General features: G+C 32.8%; 6 protein-coding genes. All 6 read left to right on the forward strand.

Annotated elements, in window-relative coordinates:
• Positions 1 to 4: 4 nt before the first annotated feature.
• The 6 genes from Q0772_RS11695 to uvrB all read left to right on the forward strand — a co-directional run bounded on the left by Q0772_RS11695 (position 5) and on the right by uvrB (position 18490).
• A complete protein-coding gene (locus tag Q0772_RS11695; protein ID WP_298344802.1) occupies positions 5 to 829 on the forward strand; it encodes an ABC transporter permease subunit in 825 nt (274 codons plus the stop codon).
• Between the two features lie 28 nt (positions 830 to 857).
• Positions 858 to 3611 carry a T9SS type B sorting domain-containing protein gene (locus tag Q0772_RS11700; protein ID WP_298344805.1) on the forward strand — a complete coding sequence of 918 codons (2754 nt, stop codon included), beginning with the start codon at positions 858 to 860 and terminating at the stop codon, positions 3609 to 3611.
• A 4-nt stretch (positions 3612 to 3615) separates the two neighbouring features.
• Positions 3616 to 6063, forward strand: coding sequence for a T9SS type B sorting domain-containing protein (locus Q0772_RS11705; RefSeq protein WP_298344808.1), 2448 nt, complete (start codon positions 3616 to 3618; stop codon positions 6061 to 6063).
• 160 nt (positions 6064 to 6223) lie between these two features.
• Entirely contained in the window at positions 6224 to 11140 is a 4917-nt protein-coding gene (locus Q0772_RS11710; RefSeq protein ID WP_298344810.1) for a choice-of-anchor L domain-containing protein, read from the forward strand.
• A gap of 148 nt (positions 11141 to 11288) precedes the next feature.
• On the forward strand, positions 11289 to 16460 hold the full coding sequence (locus Q0772_RS11715; protein ID WP_298344812.1) for a T9SS type B sorting domain-containing protein: 5172 nt from the start codon (positions 11289 to 11291) through the stop codon (positions 16458 to 16460).
• 26 nt (positions 16461 to 16486) lie between these two features.
• Entirely contained in the window at positions 16487 to 18490 is a 2004-nt protein-coding gene (uvrB, locus tag Q0772_RS11720) for an excinuclease ABC subunit UvrB (RefSeq protein ID WP_298344815.1), read from the forward strand.
• The last annotated feature ends 80 nt before the right edge of the window (positions 18491 to 18570 follow it).

Consider the following 18570-nt stretch of genomic DNA (forward strand, 5'->3'; position numbering starts at 1 on the left):
CAGAATGTTACGACTTTTAAATTTAGAATTACAAAAATTATTGCTTAATAGAACCAGCAAAATACTCATATTTGTATCGTTCATTTTGCCATTCTTTGTCATACTCCTTTCCTCATTAAAAATTAATGTTTTTGGTTTCTTTACATTAGAATTAGGAGAATTAGGTGTTTTTAACTTTCCAATTATTTGGCATTTAACCACCTTTTTTGCTTCACAATTCAAATTCTTTTTTGCTATTGTAGTGGTTAGTATGATTGGTAATGAGTATAGTAATAAAACCATAAAACAAAATCTCATTGATGGTTTGAGTAAAAAAGAATTTATTCTATCTAAATTTTATACCATTGTATTTTTCTCTTTAGTTTCAACCATACTTATTGGTTTAATTTCTCTTTGTATAGGTCTATACTACTCTAGTTATACCGAGGCATCAATAGTTATTAGAGGTATTGAATTTCTTGCTGCTTACTTTGTAAAACTTATTGGTTTTTTTAGCTTATGTTTATTTTTTGGGATGTTAGTAAAACGCTCTGCTTTTGCACTTGCTTTCTTATTTATACTTTTTATTCTAGAATGGATATTTTTTGGTTTAATAGCATGGCAATCTGATAATAGAATAGCTGAAAGTATTCAAAACTTTTTCCCTCTAAAATCAATGTATAAATTAATAGACCAACCCTTCCAACGAATTGCTATGAGTAAGTTTCCAGACAAAGCGCAACTGGCATACGATTATGGTGCTCATGGGTATGAAATGATTATAGTCTTATGCTGGACAGCCTTATTCATCTTTTTATCGTATAAATTATTAAAAAAGCGAGATTTGTAATATATTTGATAGCTTTTGCTATCGAAAAATGAAAAAGACTGTATTATTCGTAATTTTTAGTCTTATAGGACTACAAATCTATACCCAAAATGAGGCATCAAACTGGTACTTTGGCGAGAACGCTGGTATATCATTCAATATTTTTTCTGGTGGTGTTACACCATTAAATGATGGACAAATCAATACCAGAGAAGGTTGTGCATCCATTTCGGATTCTAATGGAGATTTACTGTTCTACACGGATGGGACTACTGTTTATAATAGATTGCATACTGTAATGCAAAATGGTAATGGTTTGTTAGGTGATGAATCTAGTACACAATCTGCCATTGTTGTTCCCAAACCTAATGACTCTAACATATATTATATATTCACAGTAGGATCAAATCAAACTAATACCGGTCTTAACTATTCAGTGGTAGATGTCTCAGCTAATGCTAATGCGGGAGAAGTAAGAAGCAAAAATACTAACTTAATACCTAATTGTGCTGAAAAGATAGCTGCAGTTGTTAAGGATTGTCAAACTAAATCTATATGGGTAATTACCTTGGCTAGTTCTAGTGGTATTGGGAACTCAAACTTTGATACATTTTTTGCATATGAAATTAATGACTTAGGAGTAAATACAACTCCTGTAAAGTCAACTTTTTCAATATCAATTCAAGATCCAAGAGGTTATTTAAAATTGTCTCCTGATGGATCTAAACTAGCTTGTGCGAATGTGCAATCTGGATTGTATTTATTTGATTTTGATAGTGACACTGGTAGAGTTACAAACAATCAATCATTATTTATCAATGACCAAGCTAATAAATCATATGGCCTAGAATTTTCTTCTAACAGTAAAATTCTGTACGTTGTATCTTCTAACGACTTTTTTAACAGAGAAGACCAATCACAAAATAACGACCCTTCTAATCACGATGCTTTGTTGTTACAATTTGATCTTGATGCACCAGATATCAGTAATAGTATGTTTGTTTTAGATAGACGTAAACTCTTTAGAGGTGCTTTACAACTAGGACCTAATGGAAAAATATACAGATCTTTAAGTCGAACTTATGATATAGGGTTTAATGGTTTAGGAGTAATTAACAATCCTAACACTTTGGGAAGAGATGCAAATTATGAACATAATGCTATTTCACTACCCGATAATTCCACTCAAGGTCTTCCTCCTTTTATTGCTTCATTTTTTAATCAACAGATTGACATCATTAAAAATGGGCAAGAAAGTAGTTATTTACCACTTTGTGCTGGTGACAATTATACTCTTGAAGCAAACCAAATACTTGGAGCTACCTATACATGGACAAGAGATGGAAATTTGCTCGCAGAAAATGATTTTGATTTAATAGTCACAGAAACTGGCACTTACAAAGTCATTATTGATCCCCCAGGAACTTCCGTTACTAAAGACTGTGGCCTACCGCAAGGAGAAGCTATTGTTGAATTTTTTGATTACCCAGTAATTAATAACGCCTCTTTATTTCAATGCGATTTAGATTTAAATACACCCGGAATTACAACATTCAATCTCAATGAAGCTAATGAGCTTATTACAAATAGTCTCATTGATGTTACTATTTCCTATCATGAAGTGCCTACTGATGCTTTAGATGGAATTAATCCTATAATTAATTTTGAATCTTATGAGAATACTGTTACGGGTCAAACAATTTATACTCGAATAACACATGATATTAGTGGATGCTTTGTAACTGGAAACCTTGATTTAAATGTAAGCAACACTCAAGTCGATACATACAGTGTAACACCAGTCTGTGATGAGCAAGACTCCCAAGATGGTTTAAATATATTTCCTCTAAGACCTTACTATTCTGAAATTATTCAAAATTTAGGACTTACCTCATCTGATACTAGAATACAGTTTTATGCCACACTTAACGATGCGCTTTTAGAAGCCAATGAAATTTTAGAATTTGCGAATAGTAATCCCTATTCAGAACGCATCTACTATAGAGTAGAAACTATAAACAATAACCAGTGCTATGGCATTAATCAAATTGAATTAACGGTAAATGAACTTCCCGAACTAGAACCCGATGAAATCGTATACTATTGCCTTAATACTTTTCCTGATAATATAGAAATTGACGCGGGCATTGTTACTGGTAGTACAAACGATTACACTTATGTGTGGTCTACTGGAGAAACATCTTCGACAATTACAGTTAATACAGTAGGTCAATACAATGTTACAGTTACAAATATCGAAGGTTGCTCTAAAACTAGAACAATTACAGTAGAACCATCAAACATTGCAACATTTACTCAAAGTCCTGAAGTAACAGATTTAACAAACAGCAATAATACCATTACTGTATTTGTATCTGGAGAAGGCTCTTATCAGTTTAGCCTCATAAATAGTGATGGTATGATTATAGCTCCTTTTCAGGATAGCAATATTTTTGAGAACGTTTATCCAGGCATTTATACTATATTAGTTAGAGATGCTAAAAATAATTGTGGTCCTGTTGAAGATGTAGTTTCAGTTATTGGGTTTCCAAAGTTTTTTACGCCCAATAACGATGGTATAAATGACACATGGCAAGTTTTAGGCTTATCTGATATGTTTCAGCCTAATTCTAAAATATTTATTTATGATAGGTATGGAAAACTTATTAAACAATTAAATCCAAGAGGTAGAGCTTGGAATGGTACCTTAAATGGTGAAATTTTGCCAGCTGATGACTACTGGTTTTCTGTTAAACTTCAAGATGGCAGAGTTTTTAAAAGTCATTTCACTCTAAAATATTAATCTTTTGAAACTTTTTTTGAAGCTTAGTTTAATTAATCTTTTATTATTATTTTCAATTCATTTAGTTGCTCAATCGCCTACGGATTGCATTGACTCTGTAACGGTATGTGGTAATTCTGATATTAGTTTAAATTCTAATGGTATCGGAATTCAAGAGTTATCAGGTAATAACTCTTGTAATCAAGAAACTAATAGTATTTGGCTAAGTGTAACTCTTGTAACAGGTGGTACCCTTGGTTTTACTTTAACACCTAATAGCACTAATATAGTTGTAGATTATGACTTTTTTGTATTTGGACCCAATGTATCTTGCGGAAACATAGGACAAGCTATAAGATGTTCTGCCAATAATCCAATACAATCTAACCAAGGAAATAATTTAACTGGAATGAATGGTACTGAAACAGATACTTTTGAAGGTCCAGGTAATGGTGGTAATAGTTTTGTAAGGTGGCTAGATGTTAATGCTGGGGAAACCTATTATATTGTAATTGATAGACCAGAAGGAAACAGCCCTTTTAACTTAGAATGGACAGGAACTGCCACATTTGCTGAACCTCCAACCGATGAATCTTCTATCTCGGGCACTGCTCTTGATTTAGAACAATGTGATGACATCGCACCTTTTTCTGATGGTATTTCTGAGTTTAATTTATCAGACAACACAATTCCTATAACTGGAAATCAAACTGGTACAACGATAACGTATCACAATTCTGAAAGTGATGCTAATATTGGTATTAACCCTTTAAGTAGTCCTTTTAGAAACACTACAAATCCGCAAACCATTCATGCTAGAATTACCAATAACACAACAGGTTGCTTTGAGTTAACTAACTTTCAGCTTAATGTAAATCAAGGACCTAATTTTATTGAACCTTCAGATTATATACTATGTGATAATTTAGATGATGGTGATGATAAAAATGGACGAGTAATTTTTGATTTATCATCTAAAAACGATGAAATACTAGCTGGACAGAATCCATCAGATTTTAACGTACTTTATTATGCTTCTAGGTTTAATGCTGAAAACCGTACTGGAGAACTCCCAAATTTTTATTACAATTTTAACCCTTTTAATGAACAAATTTTTATTAGAATAGAAGAAGCTAGCAACCAAAACTGTAGCAGTATTACAATATTAAATTTACAAGTAGATGAGACTCCTGATAGTTTTAACTCTACACTTATACAATGTGATGAAGATGGTTTAGCTGATGGATTAACTACATTTAACCTGAATGAAGCTAATAATTTTCTAACAGGTGGTACTGCAAATGTATCGACATTATTTTATACAGATGTAACTAGAACTTCTGAAGTAAATGGAGATTCATTTATTAACACTATAAATCCTCAAATTATATTTGTTGAAGTTGTTAATGATCTTACAGGTTGTATTAGTAACTCAGAATTAATCTTAGATGTTACAGCAACTGATTCGAATAATGCTTTCTTATCTACTTGTGACGACGATGGGATTGAAGATGGTTTACATGTTTTTGATCTCACAAATGCTAATAGTGATATTCTAAATGGTTTACCTACAGGGTTGGATATTGTTTTTTATAATTCTTTTATAGATTCTGTTCTTGAACAAAATCCAATTAACACAAACTTTACAAATACAACTCCCAACTTTCAAACTGTTTATGCTCGGGTTGAAAATGCAAATGATTGTTATGGTATTAGCGAAGTTTTTCTAACCGTGCTACCATTAGCAGATATTAAAACAGAAGATTTGTTTTATTACTGTTTAAATTATTTTCCCGCTCCCCTAACCATTGATGCTGGGGTTAATGATAACCCAAATGACTATAGCTATAATTGGTCTAACGGTGATACCACATACGAAACTCAAATAAATACCGTTGGAGAATATACAGTAATAGTAACTAACAATAATAATTGCTCAAAAGTTCGTACCGTTACGATTGAGCCATCAAGCAGTGCCACCTTTAGTGTACCTAATTTCGATGTAAAAGATGCCTCAAGCAATAATATTATTACAATTTTTGTTTCAGGAGAAGGCATCTATCAATATAGTTTAATAGATGAATTTGGTAATACAATACAACCTTTTCAAGATAGTAATATATTTGAAAACGTATTTCCGGGTATTTATTCAGTGTCAGTTACGGATGTAAAAAATAATTGTGGTACTGTTGGAGCAAAGGTTTCAGTCATTGGCTTTCCAAAATTTTTCACACCCAATAATGATGGTGTAAATGATACTTGGCAAATTATAGGTATATCTAATATGTTTCAACCCAATACTAGAGTTCAAATTTTTAATAGATTTGGTAAACTGGTTAAGCAATTAGATCCAACTGGTGAAGGTTGGAATGGTCTTTTTAATGGCCAAAAACTACCTAGTGACGATTATTGGTTCTCGATTAAATTACAGGATGGTAGATTATTTAAAAATCATTTTACACTTAAAAATTAAGTAATACAGTCGAAAATCCAAATAAAATGCATTTTATCCGATTTTTTTTGCGTTTCATCTAAAAAAAGTCTATTTTTCGGCACTAATTGGCCCCAACTAATTAGAGTGTTTTTAAAACATTCAACCAAATTAAAACGAACTAGATAACACCTACAGGTTTATGAGATATATTTATTTCATTTTATTTATTTTACTATTCCATAGTAACCATTCGTTTTCTCAACAAATATCAGTAAATGATAATGTTGGCTTACAATCCTTAATACAAGATAATTTAGTTAGAGGTTGTGTTGATATTAGTAATGTAAGTTCATCTGTGAACGGAACTGCTAGTGGTCTTTCTAGTTATGCTTATTTTGAAAGGTCAGGTTCTAATTTTCCCTTTGAAAATGGCATCATGTTATCCACAGGTGGGGCTATATCAGGAGGCAATTCCGCAATAACACCAACATTAAGCGAGGGTTCTACAAATTGGGGAACTGATCCTGACTTAGAAGCTGCCTTAAATATAACAAATACAGTTAATGCAACTTCAATAGAATTCGATTTCATATCTATTTCAAATCAATTTCAATTTAATTACCTTTTAGCATCAGAAGAGTACTTTGGTATAAATCCTTGCCAGTTTTCAGATGGTTTTGCTTTTTTAATTCGAGAAGCTGGTAGTACAGATCCTTATCAAAATATTGCAATAATTCCAGGAACCTCTACCCCTGTAAATACAAGTACCATTCATAATGTTAATGCCAATTCTATTAATTGTTTTCCACAAAACGAAGAGTATTTTGCTGGATATAATGTTGGTGACACAAACTACAATGGAAGAACTACCGTACTCACAGCATCTGGTAATATACAGCCTAATGTTACATATCATATTAAATTAGTTATCGCAGACCAAACAGATGGAACATTTGACTCTGCTGTATTCATAGAAGGAGATAGTTTTAGAATTTTGGATTTGGGTGATGACATTTCTACATGTGCAAGTTCAGTAACATTAAACGCTGATTTACAAAACCCACTAGCTTCATATGCATGGTATCGAAATGGGAATTTAATTACTGGAGCAATTGGCGAAACATATACAGCAGTTCAAGATGGTATATATAGAGTTGATGTTGGCGTCCCTGTTAATGGAGCAACTTGTCTTGAAACAGATGAAATAGAAGTCGTTCTTAATACTGAAGAACCTATGGATCCAATTTCTGATTTTGAGCTTTGTGATGATAGTAGTAGTGATGGCATAGAGATATTTGATCTAACAACAAAAAACGCCGAGGTAATTGCTAATGTACCTTTTACAAATTACACATTCAGTTATCATTTATCTGATAGTGATGCAAGACTAAATATTAATTCAATTAATACACCTATTCCTAATACAGGAAATCCGCAAACCATATTTGTTAGGGTTCAAGATTCAGACAGCAATTGTTTTTCATTTTCAACATTCAACATCATTGTTAATACGTTACCCAATATTGTAAATCCAACACCTTTGCAAGTTTGTGACGGTGATGATAATCCTGATGGATTTGCCATAATTGATTTAACTCAAAAAAATGATGAAATAACGTCTGGACAAACCAATTTATTAGTTACCTATCATTATAACCCACTAGATGCTAATTCTGGTAATAACCCAATACCCACGCCTTACATTAATACAAATACTCCAAATGAACAGGTTTATGTTAGGGTTGTTGATACAAATACAGGATGTTTAAGAACGTCTACTTTAGATGTTGAGATTATTATTAGCCCCATTGTTAACAGAGATACACAATACCTTGATGCTTGTGATAGAGATTTAGATGGCGATGCATCTTTTGATTTAACACAAGTTATTGCAGATATTTTAAATGGATTAACAGGCGTTTCAACAACATTTCACAGCACCTTTGATGATGCTAATATGAATATTAATGTTATAGCAGACGAAACCAACTACCAATATACAAATGCAATATTAGAACCTGGTTCTGCAACTTTATATATGAGAGTTGAAGATGATACTACAGGGTGTGCAACCATAGTTCCATTTGAAGTACATACCAATTTATTATTAACAGGTACAGATACTGGAGATTTTGCACTTTGCGACACTAATGATATTACTAATGATACTCTGAATTTTGATTTAAATACTGTTGAAACCTTTATAGCTAATGATTTACCTGATAGCATAACAGTTTCCTTTTTTGAGACAGAAGATGATAGAGACAACAATATTAACCCTATTGATAAATCATCCGCTTATGCTGCTACAAGTCCACAAGTTTTATATGTTAGAATTGAAGGTGGAGGATGTATTGAAAATACAGAAATAACGCTATTAGTAAACCCTATTTTACTTTTTGGCAATGTAACAATACCATATTGTGATGATGATAATGATGGTTTAGCCAGTATAGATTTACAATCACTAGATGATACAATTACTGCGGGAAACACAAATTTTTCTGTTACTTATTTTCCAACTAATACCGATGCTCAAAGTAATAATACAGCTAATCAATTACCACCATTTTATAATAATACCAACCCCATAGAAACCTTATATGCACGAATTGAAAACATAGATTCTCGTTGTTCAACAGTTAATCCATTCCAAATTGAAATACTGGTTGCTCCTGCTGCAACACAACCTTCAAATGAGATTATATGCGATAATGATCAAGATGGATTTTCAATAATAAACCTTGAAGACAAAATTGATGAAGCTGTAGCAAATAGAACAGGTTTGAACATAGATGTTTTCATATCTTTTGATGATGCTGATAATAACGTAAATCCAATTCCTGTTACTGATAGGAATAGCTACAACTCAAATACCCAAACCATTTTTATACGTGTTGAAGATGCTCTTAGTGGCACTGGATGCTACACCATAACATCATTTGAAGCTATAGTAAATACCCTACCCATTTTTCCTAATCCAATTAATAATTTTCAAATATGCGAAGATGATGGTGATAGTTTTGCAGATTTCTTATTAGTTGATAAAGACACCGAAATTCTTAATGGACAAACTGGTAAGGAAGTTTATTATTTTGAAGATGCTGCTTTTACTATACCTATTGATAAAAATAATATCTATCAAAATACCACTAGTCCACAAACCATTCATGTAAGAGTTGAAAATATTACAGATCCTAGTTGTTTTGCTACAGATTCATTCATTTTACAAGTATCTCCCGATCCAGTTTATAACCCAATAGTAGATTATTTAATTTGTGATGATGCCAGTAACGATGGTTTTAATGAATTTAATTTAGATGAAAAAGCAGCTGAAATAAGTGCTGGCTCCCCAGATATGTTAAATATATCGTTCCACTTATCGCCTACTGAAGCAGAAACAAACGCAAACCCTCTATCTTCCAGCTATACAAATACTTCTAACCCGCAAAGTATTTATGTAAGAATTGAAAGTGATGATTCCCTATGTTTTGTTGTAGAAGAGTTAGGTATAAACATTATTGCTCCTCCGCAAGTTAGTTTCGGAACTCCAAGTATTACAAATTGTGATACAGATTACGATGGCATTACTGATTTTGATTTAACTGCTTATAATATTGATACAGTTGATAGTGAATTTGAAATTTTAGATCGTGTGAAAAGTAATTTAGTTTTAAACTATTTTGATAATTTGACAGACATAAATCCAAATGATGGTTTAGATAATACTAATGAAATTCCAAACCCTACTAACTTCAATTCAGATGCTAAAATTATATATATTAAAATCTCAAATACAATAACTGGATGTTTTACTGTTGTTCCTTTAGAACTATTAGTTAACTTACCTCCTGCTACAAATGCTATTGGTAGCATACAAATTTGTGATAATGACACTAATTTTTACGATTTATCCGAGGTGAGTAGTAATATTGTTGATGACTCTTCTGTAGTGAATATTTCTTACCATGGAACGCAAGCTGATGCTGAAAATAATACTACTCCTTTAAATACGATGTATAACTACTCAACTAATAATGATGTAATATTTGCTCGTATTTCAGATACATCAACTGGTTGCTTTGTTACACCTTCTTTCACCCTTCAAATCAACGAGAATCCAATTGCTAATACACCTCCAGACTTGGTAGATTGTGATAATGACTATGATGGTATACAAATCTTTGATTTAACAGATAACAATAGTATTATTCTCGGAGGGTTAACCCCATCTGATTATTCAATAACATTTTATGAAAATGCAGAAAATGCAGAAAATGAAATAGATCCTTTACCAAACATATATTCTGCTGCAAACGGTGATAGTATATTTGTTAGACTTGAAAATAATAATACTAGTTGTTTCAATACTACTCAATTTAATATCCGTGTAAACCCATTACCCATAGTTCCTATAAATGAAATTGTACCACTTTGTAACAACGAGCCAGTTTTAATAAGTGCGGAAACAGGAGTAGCTGGAGATACGTACTTATGGTCTACAAATGAAACCACAAGTGAAATTATTGTAGATCCAAACAACATAGGGAACTATTCTATAACCGTAACTAGACCAAACCTCATTGGTAATGATTGTTCTTACACTCATGTTTTTGAAGTTATACAATCTGATGAAGCAGAAATTATTGTAACACCCACTGTCGATTTTACTGATCCAAATAGAATTACCGTCGAAATTGATAATTCTAGGATAGGAAACTATATATTCATTCTTGATGATGAAGAGCCTCAAACGTCAAACATTTTTAATGATGTCGCATTTGGTCCCCATATTGTTACTGTAAGAGATTTAAATGGATGTATGGATGTTTCAAAAGAAGTATTTGTCTTTGATATTCCTAAATTTGTAACCCCTAACAATGATAACGCTTACGATACATGGCACATTGTTGGTGCTAATCAGTTACCAGGAACTATTGTTTACATCTACAATCGACATGGCAAATTAATAAAAACACTTCCACACTATTCTGAAGGGTGGGATGGTACTTATAATGGGCAAAACATGCCCTCAGATGACTATTGGTTTTCTGCAGATATTGTTCAAAATGGAGAATCCTTTAATATCAGAGGTCATTTTGCTCTAAAACGATAAAACGATATTTTACATGTTTTTTTAATCTTTTTATCTAAAAGAATTAAACCTTCATACTTTTTTTCTGTCTAAATAAATTAAATACTATACTTTAGTATTCTGTACTATTCAGAACCAAAATATTTAATAGCAATTATAAAGTCTGCAAATGTATATTACCCAGTATATTAAAAGTTTTCTTTTTTTAATAATATTATTAATAACTATCAAGGGTTTTTCTCAACTAAGCAAAACACACTATATACCACCTTTAACTTTTGCTGATGCAAGTAGTTCTAGTCCTCAAGATCAATATATTTATTTGTCTACTCCAAGAACTTCAGATGTACCCTACACAATAAAACCTATAGGACAACCAGAAGCAAATTACATTACTGGTGTTGTAAGCAATAACAATCCTGAAGAAATATTTATAGGAAGTGGTGGTAACACACAACTTTATATCCCATCACCATCTTCAAGTGTTATTTCTAGAAATAAAGGGTATATTATAGAATCAGAAGATGTTATTTACGTATCTGTTAGAATGAATGCAGGTGGAGGATTTCAAGCTGGTGCACTAGTTAGCAAAGGCATTTCTGCTCCTGACACAATATTCAGAATTGGAAGTTATACCAACGAAAACCCACAAGACAACTATCTTAACTTTGTTTCGGTAATGGCAACTGAAGATAATACCCAAGTTAACTTTAGCAATCTCCCAAGTGGTATAGTTGTACAAAATTATAACGGCCCAATTCCTGTAAACGTAACATTAAATGAGGGCGAGAGTTATACTTTAGCAATAAATAGTAACGACACACCTTTAAATAGAGATGGTTTAATTGGTTGTCTGGTAAATTCAGATAAACCAGTAGTAGTAAATTGTGGTTCTGCAAATGGTAGCTTTAGTGATGGTAATGCTAGAGATTATGGTATAGACCAAATTGTTGGATTGAGTAAAATTGGTACAGAGTATATTTTTGTAAGGGGTGATGGTAATAATGATTGGGAAAATGTTTTATTAGTAGCGCATACCAATAATACTTCAATTAGAGTTAATGGTAATGCTACAGGTATTTCCATAAACGCTGGAGAGTATTTTGTCATAGAAGGTAATAATTACAGTGGTAACGGTAATATGTATGTTGAAACCTCTCAACCTGTTTTTGCGTATCAAGGTGTTGGTGGTTTAGGTGACAGTGGCAACCCTTCTGAAGCTAACCAAGGTATGTTTTTTGTACCGCCACTAAGTTGTGAAACACGCGGTAATTTAGATAACATTGCTAATATAAATAATATAGGCCCTTCTGCATACGAAGGCGGTATTACTATCGTCACAAAAACCACTGCTAATGTAACAGTAACATCATCTACTACTGGTAATATAAATTTAGGAGCTCCAAATCTTGTTACTGGAAATATTAATTACATCACTTATAAAATAAAAGGCATCAATGGCAATATAACAGTTGAAAGTAATGACGAATTGTATTGTGCTTACTTTAATTATACAGGCGCAGCTACTTCAGGTAGCTTTTATTCTGGATTCCCTTCTCCACCTGAAATAAATTTTGATGCTGAATTTATCACATTAGGTAACTGTATACCTAATGTAACATTAGAAGCTGCTAACCCGCAAGTTTTTGATAGCTTTAGATGGCAATCTGATGAAGGGTTTGGATTTCAAGACATTCCAGGACAAACACAATTTAATTTTAAACCAACAACCCCATCTACATATAGACTTGTTGGTATAATTACATGTACTGGAGAAGAATTAATATCTACTGAAATCCCTGTAAGTATTTGTCCAGATGATAGAGACAACGACGGTATTATAGATAATATAGATATCGATAATGATAACGATGGCATCTTAAATTGTACTGAATCTCAAGGGGATGTTATTTTAGATTTATCTGATACGCGTCCACCAATATTAAGATTTCAAGATGGCAGTTCAAATACAACTATTTCTACAAATACAACTACTATAAACCGTACAGAACCAAATAATAGCATATTAAGGCTTACAGGAACAGGTACTATAATAAGCGAAATAGACCAAGCTAATAATGCTGATAATAACTATACCATTGAATTTGCAGAAGCTGTTAACGTAAAATTCTCTGAAGATATTGGTACCACACACACAAATGTTGATGGTGAATTTTTTATAGCTAGTATTCTACCTTTAAATAAAAACATCACACTTTTAGACCCGGATAACAGGCTATTAGTAGACTCGAATTTTGATGGCATTTTTGAAACTGGTGTTACCATATTTTCTGGCTCTGAAATTCGATTTAAATTTAATCCATCACCCAACGGAACTACTCCTTATACATTTCTGGCAAACCAAGTAGACGGATTTTCTTTTGATCATGTTGTAGAAAACACAACTGCACCATCAACGTTTAGTGGTAATATTTCATTAACATGCTTCACACGAGACACAGATTTTGATGGTATTAAGGATGAATTTGATTTAGATAGTGATAATGATGGTATTCCCGATTTTATTGAAAATACAGGTATTTTTGTAGCCTTATCGGGAATTGATAACAATGGTGATGGTTTAGACGATATTTACGATGCTTCTGTTATGCCAATTGATACAGATGGCGATACAGTAGTAGATTTTTACGATTTAGATAGTGATAATGATGGTATTACAGACTTGATAGAAACAGGAGAGTTAGGCTTACTTTCTGATACCGATTTAAATGGTATCGTTGATGGTCCAAATTTCGGGAGTAATGGTTGGATAGACGCTGCAGAAACCACCCCAGATAGTAATATGATAGGTTATACCTTAAATGATTTGGATACTGATGGTGTTTACAGTTACATCGACGAAGATAGTGATGGAGATTCCTGTACAGATGTTATTGAAGCTGGCTTTTCAGATGCAAATATGGATACCTATTTAGGTGATGCTGCTGTTGTAGTAGACGTAGTTGCCGATGCTACTACAGGGCAAGGTTTAGTTACCAATGCTACCGATGGTTATACAATACCAGATGCAAATTATTTAACAGCTGCTCCAATAACCATAACGCTGCAACCTGAAAATTTAACTGCCTGCGAAGCATCTACTGATAGTTTTACAATTGTTTCTTCTGAAGCAGAATTTTTTCAATGGGAAATTAGCACAAATGGAGGCACTACATGGGCCATAATCGTTGATGATGCAACATACTCTGGCTCGCAAACAGATGAATTGGTCATCACTAATATTCAATTAACATTCAACAACTATCAATATCGCGTTAAATTAGATCGTGATGGTAACAGTTGTGGTATATTTTCTGATGCGGCACTACTTGAAGTTAATCCATTACCAATGGCAAATACCCCAAGTATTTATCAACAATGTGATGATGATAGTAATGACGGGCAATCCTTTTTCAATCTAACCTTAGATGAAATTAAAACAGAAATAAATCCAAATTTTGTAACGGAAAATTTAATATTCACTTATTTTGAAACTGAGCCTGAAGCTAATAGTAATACTAACCCTATTGCAACACCAGAAGCGTATCAAGATGCTTTAGGATTCACGCCAGAAACAGTGTGGATAAGGGTTGAAGACGCAAATGGTTGTCACAGCGTTATACCTTTAGAATTAGAGGTAAACCCAAGTAGTGCAGCATTATCAGTTTATAATCCGCAATCCATATTTCAATGTGATGATGGTACAAATAATCGTGACGGAATTTCTACGTTCGATTTAAATACGATAAGAAACGACATTGAAACCAACGTTTTTAACACCGTAACGGTTACTGCTCATTTTTACGAAAGTATCATTGATGCTGAGTTAGAAACAAATGAAATATTAGATATAGCTAATCATGAAAATAATAATTCTCAAAATATCCAAACGCTTTGGATTAGAGTTAAAAGTAATCTAGGAAACAATTGTTTAGGGGTAAAAGAATTAACTGATGTATTAAACGTTGAAACACTACCAACAGCAAACCCAGTAACGTTTGATAGCGCCTGCGATAGCGATACCAGTGATAGTGTTTTAAATTTCCCGTTTGATACCTCTCAACTAGAATCTGATATTTTAAATGGGCAAAATCCATCGGAAGTTAGCATAACTTATTTTACTGAAAACGGAGATCCGCTATTGTATAATGACGGTACTCAAGTTACAAGTCCAATTGATCCCGTTTTTCTAACCGAAAATCAAAATATTATAGTTAGAGTTACTAATAATAATACACAAGATCCTGATGGTGCATGTTTTGATGAAACCACAATAAATTTTACTGTAGACGAACAACCTGTAATAGCAAACTCTATACCGCAGCAAATTGAATGTGATGGTAACGCTGGTGATATCGATGATGACGGTTTCTTTCCATTCCCAACCACATCATTTACAACTACTATTTTAGGTTCACAAACAGGGATGGGAATCATTTACAACTACAGAGATGAAAATGGAAATAACGTTTCTAGTAACACACTACCCAATCCTTTAAACTCAGGAAATCAAACAATAACAGTGGAGGTTTTTAATACTATAAATTCTTCATGTTCTGTAACAACTACTATAGACTTCATTGTAAATCCTTTACCAGAATTTGAAGTTGAAAGCCCAAGAATTGTATGTACATTCAACCCAACATTTAGTATCGACTTAGAGCCTATAGAATCAAATTCAGGAGAAACTTATACCTACGAATGGAATTTTGAAGGCAGTGTAATTTCCACAAATGCGGTTTTAGAAAATGTATCTGCACCAGGAACTTATACCATAACACTAACTAAAACTGACGGCACAGGATGTTCAAGAACCAGGGATATTGCTGTGAATTCATCGGAAGCTGCAAATATTACTTTAGAAGATATTACCATTAACGATATTTCTCAAAACAATACGGTAAGCATAGATACCGCAAATATAGGCCGTGGTACCTACGAATATGCGCTAGTCGAAGAAGGTTCTAATTTTATAGATTACCAAACTGAACCTATATTTACAAATGTTAGAGCTGGATTCTACACCCTATTTATTAGAGAAGAAATTTGTGGTGAAATAGAAATACCATTTTCAGTAATTGGTAGCAGAAGATTTTTTACACCTAATGGAGATGGTGTAAACGATTTTTGGCAAATACAAGGTATAAGTAACAATATACAGCCCAATAGTCTCATCTATATTTTTGATAGGTATGGCAAACTCCTAAAACAACTCTCACCAAGCTCTAGAGGTTGGGACGGTACGTTTAATGGGCAACTTATGCCAACCGAAGACTATTGGTTTAAAGTAAATCTACAAGATGGCAGAACATTTATGGGGCATTTTACATTAAAACGATAACCACATATTTTCCGTAATTTTGCTAAATGAAATTCAAAATTGAATCAGAATTTAGTCCAACTGGAGATCAACCAGAAGCTATCAAACAACTAAAAAATGGTATTCTTTCTAATGAAAAATATCAAACTCTATTAGGCGTTACAGGTTCTGGAAAAACATTTACGGTAGCTAATGTTATTGAAGAAGTACAACGCCCCACGCTAGTATTAGCACACAACAAAACGCTTGCAGCACAATTATACTCTGAGTTTAAACAATTTTTCCCTGATAATGCTATAGAATATTTTGTGTCGTATTATGACTATTACCAACCTGAAGCCTACATCCCAGTTTCTGGAGTTTATATTGAAAAAGATTTATCTATAAATGAGGAAATTGAAAAAATGCGACTTAGTACAACATCTTCATTACTTTCTGGAAGAAGAGATGTATTGGTTGTGGCCTCAGTATCGTGTTTATACGGTATTGGTAACCCTATAGAATTTCAAAAAAATGTAATTACTTTAGAAAGAGATCAAGTTATCTCTAGAACTAAACTATTGCATCAATTAGTACAAAGTTTATATTCTAGAACCGAAGCCGATTTTAAACATGGTAATTTTAGAATAAAGGGCGATACCGTGGATATTTTTCCTAGTTATGCGGATGATGCATTTCGCATTCATTTTTTTGGTGATGAAATTGAAGATATTGAGTCTTTTGATATTCAAACCAATCAAGTTGTAGAAAAATACGACCGCCTAAATATATATCCTGCCAATATGTTTGTAACGTCTCCTGAAGTTTTACAAGGTGCCATAAAAAACATTCAAGACGATTTAGTAAAACAACACGATTATTTTAAAGATATTGGAAAGCATTTAGAAGCAAAACGCTTAAAAGAACGTACTGAGTTTGATTTAGAGATGATTAGAGAATTAGGTTACTGTTCTGGTATTGAAAATTATTCACGCTATTTAGATGGCAGATTACCAGGTACAAGGCCTTTCTGTTTGTTAGATTATTTTCCTGACGATTATTTGATGGTGGTTGATGAAAGCCATGTTACTATATCCCAAGTACATGCCATGTATGGTGGTGATAGAAGTAGAAAGGAAAACTTGGTAGAATATGGATTTAGATTACCTGCGGCAATGGACAACCGTCCTTTAAAGTTTGAAGAATTTGAAGCGTTGCAAAACCAAGTGATTTATGTAAGTGCCACACCTGCTGATTATGAGTTACAGAAAACAGATGGTGTTTATGTAGAGCAAGTTATTCGCCCTACGGGTTTGCTAGACCCAATTATTGAAGTGCGCCCAAGTTTAAATCAAATTGATGATTTAATTGAAGAAATTCAAGTTAGGGTTGAAAAAGACGAACGTACTTTAGTTACAACGCTTACAAAACGTATGGCAGAAGAATTGACTAAATATTTAGATAGAATTCAAATTAGATGCCGTTACATTCATAGTGATGTTGATACTTTAGAACGTGTAGAAATTATGCAAGATTTGCGCAAAGGTTTATTTGATGTTTTGGTTGGTGTTAATTTACTTCGTGAAGGTTTAGACTTACCAGAAGTTTCACTTGTTGCCATTCTTGATGCTGACAAAGAAGGGTTTTTACGTTCTAACCGATCGTTAACACAAACTGTAGGTAGAGCAGCCAGAAACTTAAATGGTAAAGCTATTATGTATGCTGATAAAATAACTAACAGTATGCAAAAAACTATTGATGAAACCGAATACAGGCGCGAAAAACAAATAGCTTACAACACCAAACATAAGCTTAAACCTAGAGCCTTAAATAAAAGTTTGGATAATGCGTTATCGAAAAACTCTGTAAGCACCTATAGTTACGAATTAGAAGCTGCAAAAGCTGCCGAACCAGAAAGTGAGTATTTATCTAAACCAGAATTAGAAAAGAAAATAAGAGAAAAGCGTAAACTTATGGAGGAAGCGGCAAAAGCTCTCGATTTTATTATAGCCGCTAAACTCCGTGACGAAATAAAAAGTTATCAAAATAAACTAGAAAAGCTAAAAGTATAAACTTTTAGCTTTTCGATAATTTACAAAATGTAAATTATAATCAACACTAGATTTTATTTATGTAAAATCATTTATAGGGA

Origin of the sequence: uncultured Algibacter sp. (assembly GCF_947490405.1) — a bacterium.
In the GTDB taxonomy this organism is placed as follows: Bacteria; Bacteroidota; Bacteroidia; order Flavobacteriales; family Flavobacteriaceae; genus Algibacter_B.